The organism is Lonsdalea iberica, assembly GCF_002111585.1.
Lineage (GTDB): Bacteria > Pseudomonadota > Gammaproteobacteria > Enterobacterales > Enterobacteriaceae > Lonsdalea > Lonsdalea iberica.
On the sequence record NZ_LUTP01000009.1, the window covers coordinates 1 to 15033 of the forward strand.

The following is a 15033-nucleotide window of genomic DNA, read 5'->3' on the forward strand; positions in this document are numbered from 1 at the left end:
CCCTTCATGCTGGCCATCCTATTGCTTTTGACGATCGTTATGGCGACCGGGATTTTGATGGACAATTGGCAGGCACCGGTCTGAAGCGGCTGTTCCTGCATGCTCAGGCTCTAAAATTCGAGCATCCCAACACCGGCGAGACTTTACGGGTCGAGGCGCCTTTAGATAATGAACTTCGCCGTTGTCTGCAAGTCTTGCGCAACCAAAAGTCGTAATCGAGTATCGCACCTGTCGATGAGTCAGGTGCAATTAACATGCGAATCAGGAAATCAAAAGAGGATTCACGTCTTCTTGTCGCAGCAGGTCCAATAGAGCGATAAGCGGCAGCCCAATCAGCGTATTGGGATCCCTCCCCGACAGTCGATCAAATAACGTAATGCCAAGTCCCTCGCTCTTGAAACTTCCCGCACAGTCAAAAGGACGTTCCTTCTTTATATAGTTATCAATCTCTTTATTCGTTAGCGTTCGAAAATGAACCTCGTAGGGTTCAACCAAACAGTGCATGCGTGCGCTTTGGCTATTGTAAAGCGCCAGTCCGGTATAAAAAATGACGTGACTGCCACTGGCCTGACGCAATTGGGCAACAGCACGTGGGTGATCGTGAGGTTTACCGGTTATCTGGCCGTTAAGCACACAGACTTGATCAGAGCCTATAATGAGATGACTCGGATAGTCGTTTGCCAACGATCTTGCTTTGGCCATGGCCAACCGTTTCACCAGTGCGGGAGCGTCTTCGTTAGGGAAGGGCGTTTCGTCGACCTGTGGGGAAGCACATTCGAAGGCGATGTTCAGCTTTTCGAGCAGTGCGCGGCGGTAAGGTGAGGTAGATGCGAGAACGATTTTAGGCATAGTGATTGTAAAATTGTGGCTTGAACATACAGCTCATTCTAAACTGCGATTAGCTTCCGATGCGAACCCTGGCGAAAGTTTCCAAACCCCACCTTTTCCTTTGACTCTATGTCGTTACGACGCTAATATGCGCGCCCTATGCAAAAGGTAAAATTACCCTTAACCCTCGACGCGGCTCGCACTGCTCAAAAGCGTTTAGATTATGTTGGTGTCTATACAGCTGAACAGGTGATGCGTGTTGCCGAATCAGTGGTTAGTGTGGATAGCGATGTCGAAGCGGCTTTATCGTTCAACATTGATAATCAGCGTTTAGCTGTAATCGATGGACGTGCCGATGTGGCGGTAACCTTACGGTGCCAGCGCTGTGGCAAGCCTTTCGAACATCAGGTCCACGCCACGTTATGTTTTAGCCCGGTCATCAGTGATGAGCAGGCCGAAGCTCTGCCGGAAGCGTACGAACCGATCCAGGTCAACGAGTTCGGTGAGGTCGACTTACTGGCGATGATAGAAGATGAAATTATTCTTTCATTGCCCATCGCACCGGTGCATGATTCTGAACACTGTGAAGTGTCCGAAGCGGACATGGTGTTTGGCAAACTGCCTGAAGAGGCGGAGAAACCAAATCCATTTGCCGTATTAGCTAGTTTAAAGCGTAAGTAATTGAAGGAGTAAGGTCCATGGCCGTACAACAGAATAAACCAACCCGTTCCAAACGTGGTATGCGTCGTGCTCACGATGCTCTGACCACAACTGCCGTATCCGTAGATAAAGTTTCTGGCGAAACTCATCTGCGTCACCACGTAACTGCGGATGGCTACTACCGCGGTCGCAAGGTCATTGCTAAGTAATTCCTGCTTAATCGCAAGGAAATGCTTTGACACGCCTGACTCTGGCGTTAGATGCAATGGGCGGGGACTTTGGCCCCTGCGTAACAGTGCCTGCTGCATTGCAGGCACTGGCTTCTAATCCAAATCTTTATCTGCTGCTGGTTGGCGATCCTACAACGCTCACTCCATTACTTAGCAAAGTCGATTCCTCCCTGTCTTCCCGTTTGGAAATCGTACCGGCTGAAACGGTAATCGCGGGCGATGCCAGACCATCTCAAGCTATACGCGCTAGCCGTGGCTCTTCCATGCGCATTGCATTGGAGTTGATCAAGGAAGGGCGTGCTCAGGCTTGCGTGAGTGCTGGAAATACCGGAGCGCTGATGGGGCTAGCCAAATTGCTGCTGAAGCCGGTTGATGGTATTGAACGTCCTGCGCTGGTGACGGTGTTGCCGCATCAACAGCATGGTAAGACGGTTGTGCTGGATCTCGGCGCGAACGTCGAGTGCGATAGCACCATGCTCGTGCAGTTCGCCGTGATGGGCGCGGTCATGGCAGAAGAGGTTCTCGGACTCAGCAACCCTCGAGTGGCGCTGTTAAATATTGGCGAAGAAGAAAGTAAAGGGCTGAACAACATCCGCGAAGCTGCCGCGCGTTTGAAAGCGACATCGTCTATCAACTACATCGGTTATCTGGAAGGCAACGAGTTACTAACCGGCAAAACAGATGTCATGGTGTGTGATGGGTTCGTAGGCAACGTCACGCTCAAGACGATGGAAGGCGTCGTTAGAATGTTTCTGTCTCTTCTGAAATCCTCCTCAGGTTCAGATCGTAGACAAAAACAGTCTTGGTGGCTGAAATTATTGGGACGCTGGTTGCAAAAACGTCTTTCCCGGCGCTTTGGCCACCTGAACCCTGACCACTATAACGGGGCTTGTCTGCTAGGATTACGCGGGACAGTGATAAAGAGCCATGGAGCTGCAAACTCGAATGCGTTTGCGGTAGCGATTGAACAGGCAGTGCAGACAGTACAACGGCAGATTCCTGAAAGGATCGCTGCGCGACTCACGTCTGTATTACCCAAGAGTGATTGAGCTTACATGTATACAAAAATTTTAGGAACGGGAAGCTATTTGCCCGGACAGATCAGGTCTAATTCTGATTTAGAGAAAATGGTGGATACGTCAGACGAGTGGATTGTCACTCGCACCGGTATCCGCGAACGTCGCATCGCAGGGCCGGACGAAAATGTGGCCACCATGGGGTTCCGCGCGGCGCAAAAAGCGCTCGAGATGGCCGATGTCGATAAAAACAAAGTCGGTTTGCTGATCGTCGCAACGACGTCTTCCAGTCATGCATTCCCGAGTTCGGCCTGCCAGATTCAGCAGATGCTGGATATCCAGGACACCATCGCTTTCGATTTAGCGGCTGCCTGCGCAGGCTTCACCTACGCTTTGAGCGTGGCTGACCAGTATGTCAAGAATGGCGCTGTAGATTACGCGCTGGTGATCGGCTCTGACGCACTGACACGCACGCTGGACCCGGAAGATCGCGGAACGCTGATTCTGTTTGGCGATGGTGCCGGCGCGGTTGTCTTATCCCGCTCTGAAGAGCCGGGCCTCATTTCTACACATCTACATGCCGATGGCCGCTATGGTCAGCTTTTGTCTTTGCCATACCAGGCACGCACCAACAAAACGCCGGAATATCTGACAATGGCCGGCAACGAAGTATTCAAAGTCGCCGTTAAGGAACTGGCTCACATCGTTGAAGAAACGCTGGCGGCTGCAAAACTGGACAAAGCCGAGCTGGATTGGCTGGTTCCGCATCAGGCGAACCTTCGTATTATCAACGCGACGGCCAAAAAGCTGGGCATGGGCATGGATAAAGTGGTGATCACGCTCGATCGCCATGGAAATACTTCTGCAGCTTCAGTACCTGCGGCGTTGGACGAAGCCGTGCGCGACGGACGTATCAAACGTGGGCAGCTGGTATTACTTGAAGCGTTCGGCGGTGGATTTACCTGGGGTTCTGCTCTGGTACGTTTTTGATAAAACAGGACTTTCTGATTATGACTCATTTTGCAATGGTGTTCCCGGGACAAGGTTCCCAATCAGTCGGTATGCTGGCTGAGCTGGCGGAGACGAATCCGATAGTCAAGGACACATTCGATGAAGCTTCCTCCGTTTTAGGTTATGACCTGTGGGAACTGACTCAACAGGGCCCGGCGGAAGAGTTAAACAAAACCTGGCAGACGCAGCCAGCGCTGTTAAGCGCATCAGTCGCCATTTGGCGTGCATGGCAACAGCAGGGCGGTAAAGCACCTGCACTGATGGCAGGCCACAGTCTGGGTGAATATTCCGCTTTAGTTTGCGCAGGCGTTATGGACTTCAAACAGGCGGTCAGTCTGGTGGAGTTACGCGGCAAGCTGATGCAGGAAGCTGTGCCGGAAAATACAGGCGCTATGTATGCCATCATCGGCCTCGATAACGACACTATAGCTGCTGCCTGTGCGGAAGCCGCTCAGGGACAGGTTGTCTCGCCGGTGAACTTCAACTCTCCGGGACAGGTCGTCATTGCGGGTAATAAAGAGGCGGTTGAACGCGCTGGCGCAGCCTGTAAGGCAGCCGGGGCGAAACGCGCGCTGCCGCTGCCGGTCAGCGTCCCCTCTCATTGTGCTCTGATGGAGCCTGCTGCACGTAAGCTGGCGGAAGCGCTGGAAGGCGTCACTTTCAACGCGCCACAAATTCCGGTTGTGAACAACGTGGATGTCCGGACTGAAACTTCGCCGGAAGCTATCCGCAGTGCGCTGGTGCGCCAGCTTTCCAACCCTGTCCGCTGGACGGAGTGCGTCGAGTACATCGCCGCTCAGGACGTGCAGAAGCTTTTAGAAGTTGGCCCGGGTAAAGTACTTACCGGACTAACCAAACGAATCGTAGATACGCTGACTGCATCGGCAGTCAATGATTCTGCTTCCTTATCAACAGCCCTTGATCAATAAACGGAATAGATGATGAGCTTTGACGGAAAAATTGTTCTTGTTACCGGCGCCAGCCGTGGCATCGGTCGCGCTATCGCTGAATCACTGGTCGCGCGTGGCGCGAAGGTCATGGGGACGGCGACGAGCGAAAAAGGTGCCGCTGATATCAGCGCGTGGCTGGGTGAAAATGGTAAAGGTTATGTCCTGAATGTCGCGGATATGTCCTCGATTGAATCGACTTTGGCTGCTATCAAGTCAGAATTCGGCGACATTGACATTCTGGTGAATAACGCAGGTATCACACGAGATAATCTGCTTATTCGCATGAAGGACGAAGAGTGGCAGGATGTGCTGGATACGAACTTGCGTTCCGTATTTCGCTTGTCCAAAGCCGTGCTGCGTTCCATGATGAAAAAGCGTTTCGGCCGTATCATCACTATCGGCTCTGTGGTCGGCACCAGCGGTAACCCTGGGCAGTCCAACTATTCGGCCGCTAAAGCCGGGCTGGTAGGGTTCAGCAAATCTCTCGCGCAGGAAGTGGCCTCTCGTGGCGTCACCGTCAACGTTGTAGCTCCGGGTTTTATTGAAACCGATATGACGCGAGCATTGACAGATGAGCAGCGTGCGGGCATTTTGGCTGGTGTTCCTGCTGGGCGCTTGGGTGATGCGAAAGAAATTGCCAGTGCTGTTACGTTCTTAGCTTCTGAAGAAGCGGGTTACATCACTGGTGAAACATTGCATGTTAATGGCGGCATGTATATGATCTGATAAGTCAGATCATATTTGCTTGAATTTGCAGCGAAATCTGCAAAAAGCACAAAATCCTGGCTCGACCAGTACTGATTTTGTTGCATCTTTTTCAACATTTTATACACTACGAAAACCATCGCGAAAGCGAGTTTTGATAGGAAATTTAAGAGTATGAGCACTATCGAAGAACGCGTTAAGAAAATCATCGTTGAACAGCTGGGTGTTAAACCGGAAGAAGTCGTGAACAATGCTTCCTTCGTTGATGACCTCGGCGCTGATTCTCTTGACACCGTTGAGCTGGTAATGGCTCTGGAAGAAGAGTTTGATACCGAGATTCCAGACGAAGAAGCCGAAAAAATCACTACTGTTCAGGCAGCAATTGATTTCATCCAGGCAAACCAGCAGTAAATGAACATATCTAGGCGGTCATTCGACCGCCTAAGTTCCCTTTAATACCTCAGTATTTTCCCTCCCTGGAGGATCAGCGTGTCTAAGCGTCGTGTAGTTGTGACTGGTCTGGGCATGTTATCTCCTGTCGGCAACACAGTTGAGTCAACTTGGAAGGCTTTGCTTGCCGGTCAGAGTGGTATCAAACCCATTGATCATTTCGATACTAGTGCCTATGCAACACGTTTTGCTGGCTTAGTTGACAATTTTAATTGTGAAGAATTCATCTCGCGCAAAGATGCTCGCAAGATGGACGCTTTTATTCAGTACGGCGTCGTGGCCGGTATTCAGGCTATGAAAGACTCGGGCCTCGAAGTCACAGAAGCCAATGCCGGACGTATTGGTGCTGCCATTGGTTCGGGTATTGGCGGTCTGGGACTGATTGAGGAAAACCACGCGGCTCTGGTTCGTGGCGGACCTCGTAAAATCAGTCCCTTCTTTGTCCCTTCCACCATCGTCAACATGGTTGCCGGTCATTTGAGCATCATGTTTGGTCTGCAGGGACCCAGTATCTCCATCGCGACCGCTTGTACTTCTGGTGTACATAACATCGGACATGCAGCCCGTATCATTGCTTATGGCGATGCTGACGCGATGCTGGCCGGTGGCGCCGAAAAAGCCAGTAGTCCTCTGGGCGTAGGTGGATTCGGCGCAGCCCGAGCCCTGTCAACCCGCAACGACGATCCGCAGGCGGCTAGCCGTCCGTGGGACAAAGACCGTGATGGGTTCGTTCTGGGCGACGGCGCTGGCATTATGGTGCTTGAAGAGTATGAGCATGCTAAACGCCGAGGCGCCAAAATTTATGCTGAAATCACTGGCTTTGGTATGAGCAGCGATGCGTACCATATGACGTCACCGCCGTCAGATGGTGCTGGTGCCGCGAAGGCAATGCTCAATGCGTTCCGCGATGCGAATATCACTGCAGAACAAGTGGGCTATATCAACGCGCACGGCACGTCGACTCCAGTTGGCGATAAAGCTGAAACTCAGGCGGTGAAATCCGTCTTTGGCGACAGCGCATCACGCGTAATGGTCAGCTCGACCAAATCAATGACAGGTCACCTGCTGGGTGCCGCTGGCGCAGTGGAATCCATTATGTGTGTTCTTGCGCTGCGCGATCAGGCGATTCCGCCGACGATCAACCTTGATAACCCGGATGAGGGTTGCGACCTGGATTTCGTGCCTCATGAAGCTCGTCAGGTTTCAGGTATGGAATACGTACTGTGTAACTCATTCGGATTCGGTGGCACCAATGGTTCATTGGTCTTCCGCAAAGTCTGACGTGAGTGCTTGATGAAAGCCCGGATCTTCCGGGCTTTTTTTTGCCTGAATAAAATAGGCTAAGGTTAGTTTTCCTTGGTCGTGAGTTGAACTCACTTTTTTCATCATAAAGTGGAATTGAATCTATGTGGTTGATTAATGGGGTATTAGACCAGAGTTTGCCCGCTTCTGATCGTAGTGTACAGTACGGCGACGGCTGTTTTACCACGGCTCGGATACTCAACGGACGGGTGGTATGGCTCGAACGTCATATTCAGCGACTGCAGCGCGCGGCACGGGTGTTGATGCTTCCAGATATCGACTGGGACTTATTGTCGACGGAGATGCAACAGGCTGCTGAGGGGAAGACGAGCGGTGTGGTGAAAGCCGTCGTGACTCGCGGCGTGGGGGGAAGGGGGTATAGCCCCAAGGGGTGTATCGCCCCGGTCCGGATGGTCATGCACACTGATTACCCTGCACATTACGACAGCTGGCGTCGGGATGGCATCACGTTGGCGCTTAGCCCGATAAAATTAGCAAGAAGCCCACTCCTTGCCGGCATAAAACATCTTAATCGTCTGGAGCAGGTGATGATCCGTCGTCACCTTGACCAGCAGGGCGCTGACGAGGCCCTAGTGCTTGACACCCACGACAGGCTAGTGGAATGCTGTGCGGCTAATTTATTCTGGCGGCGCGGCAAACAGGTTTTTACCCCGGATCTGTCGCAGTCCGGCGTCGATGGTCTGACGCGACGCCATATTATGAAGTCGCTGGAACAATCAGACTATCAGCTACAAGTGGTCGCTGCCCCACTGGATGTCCTGGCGACGGCTGACGAAGTGCTTATTTGTAACGCTTTGATGCCATTGATTTCTGTGAACCAGGCCGAAGCCTGGTGTTATCGCTCACGAGATCTGTATGACTTCTTGAGCCCTAACTGTGAGTAATGGAATGTTATGAAGAGAATGAAAATCGGGATTGGCTGCATCGGTCTTGTGGTCGTAGGGGCCTTCATCCTGTGGAAACAGGTGCAGCAGTTCGCCGCCTCACCGCTCAAGATCACTCAGGAAACCCTTTTTACTCTCCCGGCGGGAGCCGGCCATGAAGCGCTTGAACAACAACTGGCGGAACAGAAGATTCTGCCAGCCAGCTGGCGCTTTCCCGTATTATTGCGGCTGGAACCGGCGCTGGCCAATTTCAAAGCTGGCACCTACCGCTTTCAACCCGGAATGACGGTTCGGCAGATGCTGGCTTTACTGGACAGCGGTAAAGAAGTGCAGTTCGCCATTCGGTTTGTGGAGGGTTCGCGACTGCGGGACTGGCTGGAAACCCTACAGCAGTCGCCGTATCTTAAAAAGACGCTGGCCGGAAAGAGCCCGCAGGAGATTGCCGAAGCGCTGGGTATCAAGGATCAGCCCAATCCCGAAGGTTGGTTTTATCCGGACACTTATCTTCACACCGCGGGTATGACGGATAAAACGGTACTGACGCGTGCTTTCCAGCGGATGGATAAAATCGTCGACGAAGTCTGGCAGGGGCGCGAGGACGGTCTGCCGTACAAGAATAAAGAACAGCTGCTGACGATGGCGTCGATTATCGAAAAGGAAACGGCTATCGGCAGTGAAAGGGCACTGATTGCCTCCGTCTTTATCAACCGCCTGCGCGTGGGAATGCGCTTGCAGACGGATCCCACGGTGATTTACGGCATGGGAGAACGCTATAATGGCGCCATCACGCGCAGCGCACTGGATGCGCCGACAGCATACAACACTTACGTCATTAGCGGCTTGCCGCCGACGCCGATAGCCATGCCGGGCAGAGCGTCGCTGGAAGCGGCGGCGCATCCCGAAAAAACCAACTATCTCTATTTTGTCGCGGATGGAAAGGGGGGACACACGTTCACCACCAATTTATCCGACCACAATCGCGCGGTGCGGGCATACCGTAACGCGTCGGTAGCCGTAAAGGAAAAGCATGCACAGTAAATTCATCGTCATTGAAGGGCTAGAAGGGGCCGGAAAAACCAGCGCTCGCAACGTGGTGGTGGCAACCTTGCGCCAGTTTGGCATTGAAGAGGTTGTCTTCACCCGTGAGCCGGGCGGCACCCCGCTGGCCGAGCAATTGCGTACTCTGATTAAACAGGGCGTCGAGGGCGAAAAACTGACGGATAAGGCCGAACTGTTGATGCTCTACGCAGCGCGAGTGCAATTGGTGGAAAACGTCATCAAGCCCGCGTTGCAGCGGGGCGCGTGGGTGGTTGGAGACCGTCACGATCTGTCCTCTCAGGCCTATCAGGGCGGCGGTCGCGGGATTGATCAAACATTGATGACGTCTCTGCGTGACACCGTGCTGGGCGATTTTCGTCCCGATATGACGTTGTATCTCGATCTTCCCCCTGCCGTCGGCTTACAGCGTGCGCGTCAGCGTGGCGCTCTTGACCGTATCGAGCAGGAGTCGCTGGCATTCTTCGATCGTACCCGAGCACGCTATCAGGCGCTGGCCGCTGCCGACCCAAGTATTGTGACGATAGATGCCGGTCAAACGCTGGAAAATGTGAGTCACGACATCCATCAGGCGCTTGCCGAGTGGCTGACGCATCTTGGCCTGACGTGCGGAGAAGCGAGCTGATGGAGTGGTACCCGTGGCTGAATGCTCCCTACCGCCAACTACTGACCCAACATCAGGCTGGGCGAGGTCACCATGCGCTGCTTATCCATGCGCTGTCGGGAATGGGCGAAGCTTCCTTGAGCTATGCTTTGAGCCGCTGGCTGATGTGCCAGCAGCCGGAGGGCATGAAAAGCTGCGGGCATTGCCACGCTTGCCAGTTGATGAGCGCAGGTACGCACCCGGACTGGCACACTCTCACCTTAGAAAAAGGCAAACTGAGTTTGGGGGTGGATGCCGTGCGGGCGGTGCTCGAAAAAGTCTATCAGCGCTCGCGGCAGGGAGGGGCGAAAGTCGTTAGCCTGCCTCAGGCTGAATTATTGACCGAAGCGGCGGCCAATGCCTTATTAAAAACGCTGGAAGAGCCGCCTCAGGACACCTATTTCATTCTGGGGTGCCGCGAGCCGTCGCGATTATTGGCGACGCTGCGCAGCCGGTGCTCTTATTACTACTTGCCTGTCCCCGAAGAGACGCATGCCATGCACTGGTTGCGTCAGCGCGGACATACCGACGAGCCGGCGTTACAGACGGCGCTGCGACTTTATGCGGGCGCGCCGCTGGCGGCGGAGCATCTGCTGCAACCGGGACAATGGAAACCGCGTCTCACGCTGTGTCAGGCGCTTTCGGGCTGTCTGGCGCAACGGGACATGTTGTCTCTGGTGACGCCGCTTAATGGGGATGACACCGATGAGCGCATTCACTGGGTTGCTTCTCTATTTTTGGACGCGTTGAAATGTCACCAGAGCGCAAGTTCACATCTGGTCAATCAGGATCAGCTTACGCTGGTTGAACAGCTGGCGAGGGCGCTGACGCCCGACCAGTTGCTGTTCGCGCTGCGTCGTTGGTTGCAGTGTCGCCACCAACTGCGCACCATCACGGGAGCCAATCGCGAATTGCTGCTCACCTCGCTGTTGCTCGATTGGGAACAGAGTCTATCTGTGCCGTCACCTCGATTACCTCATCCATTTACTGTCTAAAACTATCGGATAGCCACTATGTTGCTTGTTGATTCCCACTGCCATCTCGATGGTCTTGATTATCAGTCTCTGCACCGAGACGTCTCTGATGTACTGACGAAAGCCGAGGCGCGGGATGTGCGTTTCCTCCTGGCCGTCGCCACCACCCTGCCGGGATTCCGTTCGATGAAAACGTTGATCGGCGAAAGGGACAATGTTGCCTTTTCCTGCGGCGTGCATCCCCTCAGCATGGAAGAGCCTTATGATTACGCTGAGCTGCGTGAGCTGGCCGCATTGCCTGAGGTCGTCGCGCTGGGTGAAACGGGGTTGGATTACCACTATGAACAGGACCCGGCCGCGATTGGCCGCCAGCAGGCCTCGTTCCGCGAACATATTCGCATCGGCCGTGAGCTGAATAAGCCGATTATCGTTCACACGCGTTCAGCGCGTGCCGATACGCTGGCGATTTTGGCGGAAGAAAAAGCCAACGAGTGCCGCGGGGTTTTACACTGCTTCACCGAAGATAAGGACACCGCTGAAAAACTGCTGGATATGGGTTTCTATATCTCATTTTCCGGTATCGTGACCTTCCGTACGGCGGAAGCGTTGAGAGAGGTGGCGCGGTACATACCGTTGGATCGCATGCTGATCGAAACGGATTCTCCCTGGTTGGCGCCGGTGCCGTACCGAGGAAAAGAAAACCAACCGGCCTACGTCCGCGACGTAGCGGAGTATCTGGCGGTGCTTAAAAATGTCAGTCTCGACACGTTGGCGGAAACGACCAGCGCCAACTTTGCGGACCTGTTCCACATTGATCCTGCGCGGTTGACCCCTGCCAGTTAGTGAATAAGAATGGTTGAATTTTTTCGGGCTTCGTAATTAATTGTGCGGGTGGGCAGCCTGTCTCCAGAAAAAATCCTGGAGTTTGTTGTTATTTTTAGATGTTGATCACAAAAAATGCAACTTCCGCAATATTTACAGCGTGTTGTTGTGTTGAAACGTGACAGCTATCAAACATTGGGCGCAGTATTTATTTTAGTCTGCGTAAAAAATAAAAGGATGCTGCGACATCCTTGCACTCTGAAGGATATCCTCCCACCTTCGCATCACGTATCAGAAGCAAAGCACTATCACTCAGGAGCACACTCAATTATGTTCAAGAATGCATTCGCAAACCTGCAAAAAGTAGGTAAATCGCTAATGCTGCCGGTATCCGTGCTGCCCATCGCAGGTATTCTGCTGGGCGTCGGTGCGGCCAATTTTAGCTGGTTGCCCGCAGTTGTTTCCCATGTCATGGCGGAAGCGGGTGGATCTGTCTTTGCCAATATGCCGTTAATCTTCGCGATCGGCGTAGCGCTGGGGTTCACTAATAACGATGGGGTTTCCGCTCTGGCCGCCGTGGTGGCCTATGGCATCATGGTGAAAACGCTGTCCGTGGTTGCACCGCTTGTCCTGCACATGCCTGCGGAAGAGATTACGGCGAAGCATCTGGCGGATACCGGGGTTCTTGGCGGGATCATCGCCGGTTCCATCGCGGCCTACATGTTCAACCGTTTCTACCGCATTAAACTGCCGGAATATCTGGGCTTCTTTGCCGGTAAACGCTTTGTGCCGATCATCTCTGGCCTGTGCGCTATCCTGCTGGGCGTAGTGCTTTCCTTCATTTGGCCGCCGGTTGGTACGGCGATTCAGGAGTTCTCTCAGTGGGCCGCATACCAGAACCCGGTGGTGGCGTTCGGTTTGTATGGTCTGATTGAACGTTCTCTGGTGCCGTTCGGTCTGCACCACATCTGGAACGTACCTTTCCAAATGCAGATCGGCGAATACACTAACGCGGCGGGCCAGGTTTTCCACGGCGATATTCCTCGTTACATGGCGGGCGACCCGACGGCGGGTAAACTGTCCGGCGGCTTCCTGTTCAAAATGTATGGTCTGCCGGCGGCAGCGATTGCCATTTGGCATTCTGCAAGGCCGGAAAACCGCGCCAAAGTCGCGGGTATCATGATCTCAGCCGCGCTGACGGCATTCCTGACCGGGATTACAGAGCCGATTGAATTCTCCTTCATGTTTGTCGCGCCGTTACTGTATGCGATCCACGCCATTCTGGCTGGACTGGCGTTCCCGATCTGTATCCTGCTGGGGATGCGCGACGGCACCAGTTTCTCGCATGGCCTCATCGACTTTATCGTCCTGAGCGGTAATGGAAGCAAACTATGGCTGTTCCCGATCGTCGGTCTGGGCTACGCGCTGGTGTACTACACGCTCTTCCGCGTACTGATTGCCAAACTGAATCTGAAAACGCCGGGTCGTGAAGTGGCGTCAGAAGGTAAATCAGTTGCCGGCGGCGGTGAAATGGCTGCGGCGCTGGTCACTGCGTTCGGCGGTAAAGACAACATCACTAACCTGGATGCCTGTATTACGCGTCTGCGTGTGAGCGTGGCGGATGTAGCTAAAGTAGACCAGGCGGGTCTGAAAAGCCTGGGAGCTGCGGGCGTTGTGGTCGCAGGTTCAGGCGTGCAGGCTATTTTCGGCACCAAGTCTGACAACCTGAAAACGGACATGGACGACTTTATCCGTAATAGCTGATACCAGCTTCACACATATCAAACTAAGGGGCGCAAGCCCCTTTTTTTATGTCCGCCATCCCTTCGTGGATTCCACGGCGTCACAAGAGCATTCCCCTGAGGTGAGGTTCGGCAGTAGGATAATCCCATCACTTACACTTGGGAAAATGACCATGCAGATATCAGCACAGCGTTTAACGCAGGTGGCGCAGCAGTTATTGCAGCAGCTTGGATGTGATGAAAGTGAAGCAGACTGCGTGGCGGCGCATTTGGTTGGCGCTAATTTGAAAGGGCATGATAGCCACGGCGTCGGAATGCTGCCGGAGTACGTCCGTTTTATCGGGAAAGGGGCTATGCATCCCAATACACCTGCACGGCTGATCAAAGACGCGGGGGCCGTGTTGCAGTTCAGCGGCGACCGTGGATTCGGTCAGCGTACGGGCAAAGAGGCCATGCAGGCGGCTATCGACCGCGTTAAAACCACGGGCGTCTGTCTGATGACGCTATCGACGACCTGCCATCTCGGGCGCATTGGAACCTATGGCGAGATGGCGGCCGAAGAGGGCCTGATCGCCATTCACTTCGTCAATGTGAACGATCTTCCGCCCATCGTTGCACCGTTTAGCGGCAGCGAAAGCCGCTTCGGCACCAATCCCATCTGTATTGCTTTCCCCGGCAGCAGCGAGAATCCGCCATTCATTCTTGATTTTGCAACCAGCATGGTCGCCTTGGGGAAAACGCGTGTAGCTTATCTGGCGGGAAAAACCTTTGACGAAGAGGTGATGTTCGATAATGAAGGTCGTCTGACCAACGATCCCAGCGTGATGTGGGATGAGACGCATCCCGGCGCGCTACGGCCCATTGCCAGACATAAGGGCGGCGGATTGATCATGGCGGCAGAACTGCTGGCGGGAATTCTGTCCGGTGGCGGCACTATCCAGCCGGAAAACGAACGCGCCGGGGCTATCGTCAATAATATGACGACCATCGTGATCGACCCAGCCCAGCTGGTTGGAATGGCGTGGTTGCGCCGGGAATATGACGCCATGCTGGATTACGCGCGCTCTTCGCGGACGCCCGATCCTGATGCGCCTATCTTAATGGCGGGCGAACCGGAAATCATTGCTTGTCGCGAGCGCATGGCTGATGGAATCACTCTATCCGAACAAGAGTGGGGCAAAATCGTCGAGGCGGGGCGTTCACTGGGTATGCCGGAAACCGCGTTTGCTCTTTAATTCAACAGTGCGGTGATAAAAAACGAAGATGGTTGAAAACCATCAGATTTATCGCTCATACTTCACTACGATGCGCCAGAGGGCGCGGCTATACAAAGGATAGTTATCATGGCTGAGGAAACGATTTTCAGTAAAATTATTCGCCGGGAAATTCCAGCGGATGTGGTTTATCAGGACGATCTGGTCACCGCGTTTCGTGACATCGCACCACGCACTCCCACCCACATTCTCATCATACCGAATGTGCTGATTCCTACCGTGAACGACGCGACGGTCGAGCATGAAGCCGCGCTGGGTCGTATGATTACGGTGGCGGGCAAAATCGCTCGGCAGGAAGGGATCGCCGAGGATGGCTATCGTTTAGTCATCAACTGTAACCGTCATGGCGGGCAGGAAGTCTACCACGTGCACATGCATCTACTGGGCGGGTGTGCGCTAGGGCCGTTGCTCGCCATTTAATTTGTGACGTTGTCACATAAAGATATCGCTACGCCGTTGCGGCGC

At 53.7% G+C, this 15033-nt stretch carries 17 protein-coding genes and 1 pseudogene; 17 read left to right on the top strand and 1 reads right to left on the bottom strand.

Annotated elements, in window-relative coordinates; translation table 11 throughout:
* A pseudogene (locus AU511_RS05045) lies at positions 1-215 on the top strand (23S rRNA pseudouridine(955/2504/2580) synthase); the annotation flags it as partial.
* Positions 216-261: 46 nt separating this feature from the next.
* On the opposite strand, the gene AU511_RS05050 reads toward AU511_RS05045, so the two are convergent.
* Positions 262-849, bottom strand: coding sequence for a Maf family protein (locus tag AU511_RS05050; protein ID WP_094108982.1), 588 nt, complete (start codon positions 847-849; stop codon positions 262-264).
* A gap of 138 nt (positions 850-987) precedes the next feature.
* Between AU511_RS05050 and yceD the strand changes: the two genes are divergently transcribed.
* The 16 genes from yceD (at position 988) to hinT (ending at position 14988) form a co-directional block, all read left to right on the top strand.
* Positions 988-1509, top strand: coding sequence for a 23S rRNA accumulation protein YceD (gene yceD / locus AU511_RS05055; protein ID WP_026740383.1), 522 nt, complete (start codon positions 988-990; stop codon positions 1507-1509).
* A 17-nt stretch (positions 1510-1526) separates the two neighbouring features.
* Positions 1527-1697 (top strand): 50S ribosomal protein L32, encoded by a 171-nt coding sequence (gene rpmF / locus AU511_RS05060; RefSeq protein WP_026740382.1) that lies wholly within the window; start codon positions 1527-1529, stop codon positions 1695-1697.
* 26 nt (positions 1698-1723) lie between these two features.
* Positions 1724-2767: a phosphate acyltransferase PlsX gene (gene plsX / locus AU511_RS05065; RefSeq protein WP_094099751.1), complete on the top strand. Its 1044-nt coding sequence runs from the start codon at positions 1724-1726 to the stop codon at positions 2765-2767.
* Between the two features lie 6 nt (positions 2768-2773).
* Positions 2774-3724, top strand: coding sequence for a beta-ketoacyl-ACP synthase III (locus tag AU511_RS05070; protein WP_094108983.1), 951 nt, complete (start codon positions 2774-2776; stop codon positions 3722-3724).
* Between the two features lie 20 nt (positions 3725-3744).
* Positions 3745-4674, top strand: a complete 930-nt coding sequence (gene fabD / locus AU511_RS05075) for an ACP S-malonyltransferase (protein ID WP_094108984.1) — start codon at positions 3745-3747, stop codon at positions 4672-4674.
* 12 nt (positions 4675-4686) lie between these two features.
* Complete coding sequence (gene fabG / locus AU511_RS05080) at positions 4687-5421, top strand: 3-oxoacyl-ACP reductase FabG (protein WP_094099754.1); 735 nt, start codon at positions 4687-4689, stop codon at positions 5419-5421.
* Between the two features lie 153 nt (positions 5422-5574).
* Complete coding sequence (gene acpP, locus AU511_RS05085) at positions 5575-5811, top strand: acyl carrier protein (RefSeq protein ID WP_012765204.1); 237 nt, start codon at positions 5575-5577, stop codon at positions 5809-5811.
* A 78-nt stretch (positions 5812-5889) separates the two neighbouring features.
* A complete protein-coding gene (gene fabF, locus AU511_RS05090) occupies positions 5890-7131 on the top strand; it encodes a beta-ketoacyl-ACP synthase II (protein WP_094099755.1) in 1242 nt (413 codons plus the stop codon).
* A 125-nt stretch (positions 7132-7256) separates the two neighbouring features.
* Positions 7257-8057: an aminodeoxychorismate lyase gene (gene pabC, locus AU511_RS05095; protein WP_094108985.1), complete on the top strand. Its 801-nt coding sequence runs from the start codon at positions 7257-7259 to the stop codon at positions 8055-8057.
* 9 nt (positions 8058-8066) lie between these two features.
* Positions 8067-9095: an endolytic transglycosylase MltG gene (mltG, locus tag AU511_RS05100; RefSeq protein ID WP_094108986.1), complete on the top strand. Its 1029-nt coding sequence runs from the start codon at positions 8067-8069 to the stop codon at positions 9093-9095.
* Positions 9085-9738, top strand: coding sequence for a dTMP kinase (gene tmk / locus AU511_RS05105; protein ID WP_094108987.1), 654 nt, complete (start codon positions 9085-9087; stop codon positions 9736-9738). Before mltG ends, tmk begins: the two co-directional genes overlap by 11 nt.
* Positions 9738-10751, top strand: a complete 1014-nt coding sequence (gene holB / locus AU511_RS05110; RefSeq protein WP_094108988.1) for a DNA polymerase III subunit delta' — start codon at positions 9738-9740, stop codon at positions 10749-10751. The genes tmk and holB overlap by 1 nt, the downstream gene beginning before the upstream one ends.
* 18 nt (positions 10752-10769) lie before the next feature.
* On the top strand, positions 10770-11573 hold the full coding sequence (locus tag AU511_RS05115; RefSeq protein WP_094108989.1) for a metal-dependent hydrolase: 804 nt from the start codon (positions 10770-10772) through the stop codon (positions 11571-11573).
* A 309-nt stretch (positions 11574-11882) separates the two neighbouring features.
* Positions 11883-13316: a PTS glucose transporter subunit IIBC gene (ptsG, locus tag AU511_RS05120; protein WP_094099761.1), complete on the top strand. Its 1434-nt coding sequence runs from the start codon at positions 11883-11885 to the stop codon at positions 13314-13316.
* A 151-nt stretch (positions 13317-13467) separates the two neighbouring features.
* Positions 13468-14529, top strand: coding sequence for a malate/lactate/ureidoglycolate dehydrogenase (locus AU511_RS05125; RefSeq protein WP_094108990.1), 1062 nt, complete (start codon positions 13468-13470; stop codon positions 14527-14529).
* Between the two features lie 108 nt (positions 14530-14637).
* On the top strand, positions 14638-14988 hold the full coding sequence (gene hinT, locus AU511_RS05130; protein WP_094108991.1) for a purine nucleoside phosphoramidase: 351 nt from the start codon (positions 14638-14640) through the stop codon (positions 14986-14988).
* Positions 14989-15033: the final 45 nt, after the last annotated feature.

Excerpts from the sequence above, each read along its gene's own strand:
- rpmF (WP_026740382.1), top strand. The coding sequence starts at position 1,527 with ATGGCCGTACAACAGAATAAACCAACCCGTTCCAAACGTGGTATGCGT.
- acpP (WP_012765204.1), top strand. The coding sequence starts at position 5,575 with ATGAGCACTATCGAAGAACGCGTTAAGAAAATCATCGTTGAACAGCTG.
- hinT (WP_094108991.1), top strand. The coding sequence starts at position 14,638 with ATGGCTGAGGAAACGATTTTCAGTAAAATTATTCGCCGGGAAATTCCA.
- tmk (WP_094108987.1), top strand. The coding sequence starts at position 9,085 with ATGCACAGTAAATTCATCGTCATTGAAGGGCTAGAAGGGGCCGGAAAA.
- ptsG (WP_094099761.1), top strand. The coding sequence starts at position 11,883 with ATGTTCAAGAATGCATTCGCAAACCTGCAAAAAGTAGGTAAATCGCTA.
- holB (WP_094108988.1), top strand. The coding sequence starts at position 9,738 with ATGGAGTGGTACCCGTGGCTGAATGCTCCCTACCGCCAACTACTGACC.
- fabD (WP_094108984.1), top strand. The coding sequence starts at position 3,745 with ATGACTCATTTTGCAATGGTGTTCCCGGGACAAGGTTCCCAATCAGTC.
- AU511_RS05070 (WP_094108983.1), top strand. The coding sequence starts at position 2,774 with ATGTATACAAAAATTTTAGGAACGGGAAGCTATTTGCCCGGACAGATC.
- yceD (WP_026740383.1), top strand. The coding sequence starts at position 988 with ATGCAAAAGGTAAAATTACCCTTAACCCTCGACGCGGCTCGCACTGCT.
- AU511_RS05050 (WP_094108982.1), bottom strand. The coding sequence starts at position 849 with ATGCCTAAAATCGTTCTCGCATCTACCTCACCTTACCGCCGCGCACTG.
- AU511_RS05125 (WP_094108990.1), top strand. The coding sequence starts at position 13,468 with ATGCAGATATCAGCACAGCGTTTAACGCAGGTGGCGCAGCAGTTATTG.
- mltG (WP_094108986.1), top strand. The coding sequence starts at position 8,067 with ATGAAGAGAATGAAAATCGGGATTGGCTGCATCGGTCTTGTGGTCGTA.
- AU511_RS05115 (WP_094108989.1), top strand. The coding sequence starts at position 10,770 with ATGTTGCTTGTTGATTCCCACTGCCATCTCGATGGTCTTGATTATCAG.
- fabG (WP_094099754.1), top strand. The coding sequence starts at position 4,687 with ATGAGCTTTGACGGAAAAATTGTTCTTGTTACCGGCGCCAGCCGTGGC.
- pabC (WP_094108985.1), top strand. The coding sequence starts at position 7,257 with ATGTGGTTGATTAATGGGGTATTAGACCAGAGTTTGCCCGCTTCTGAT.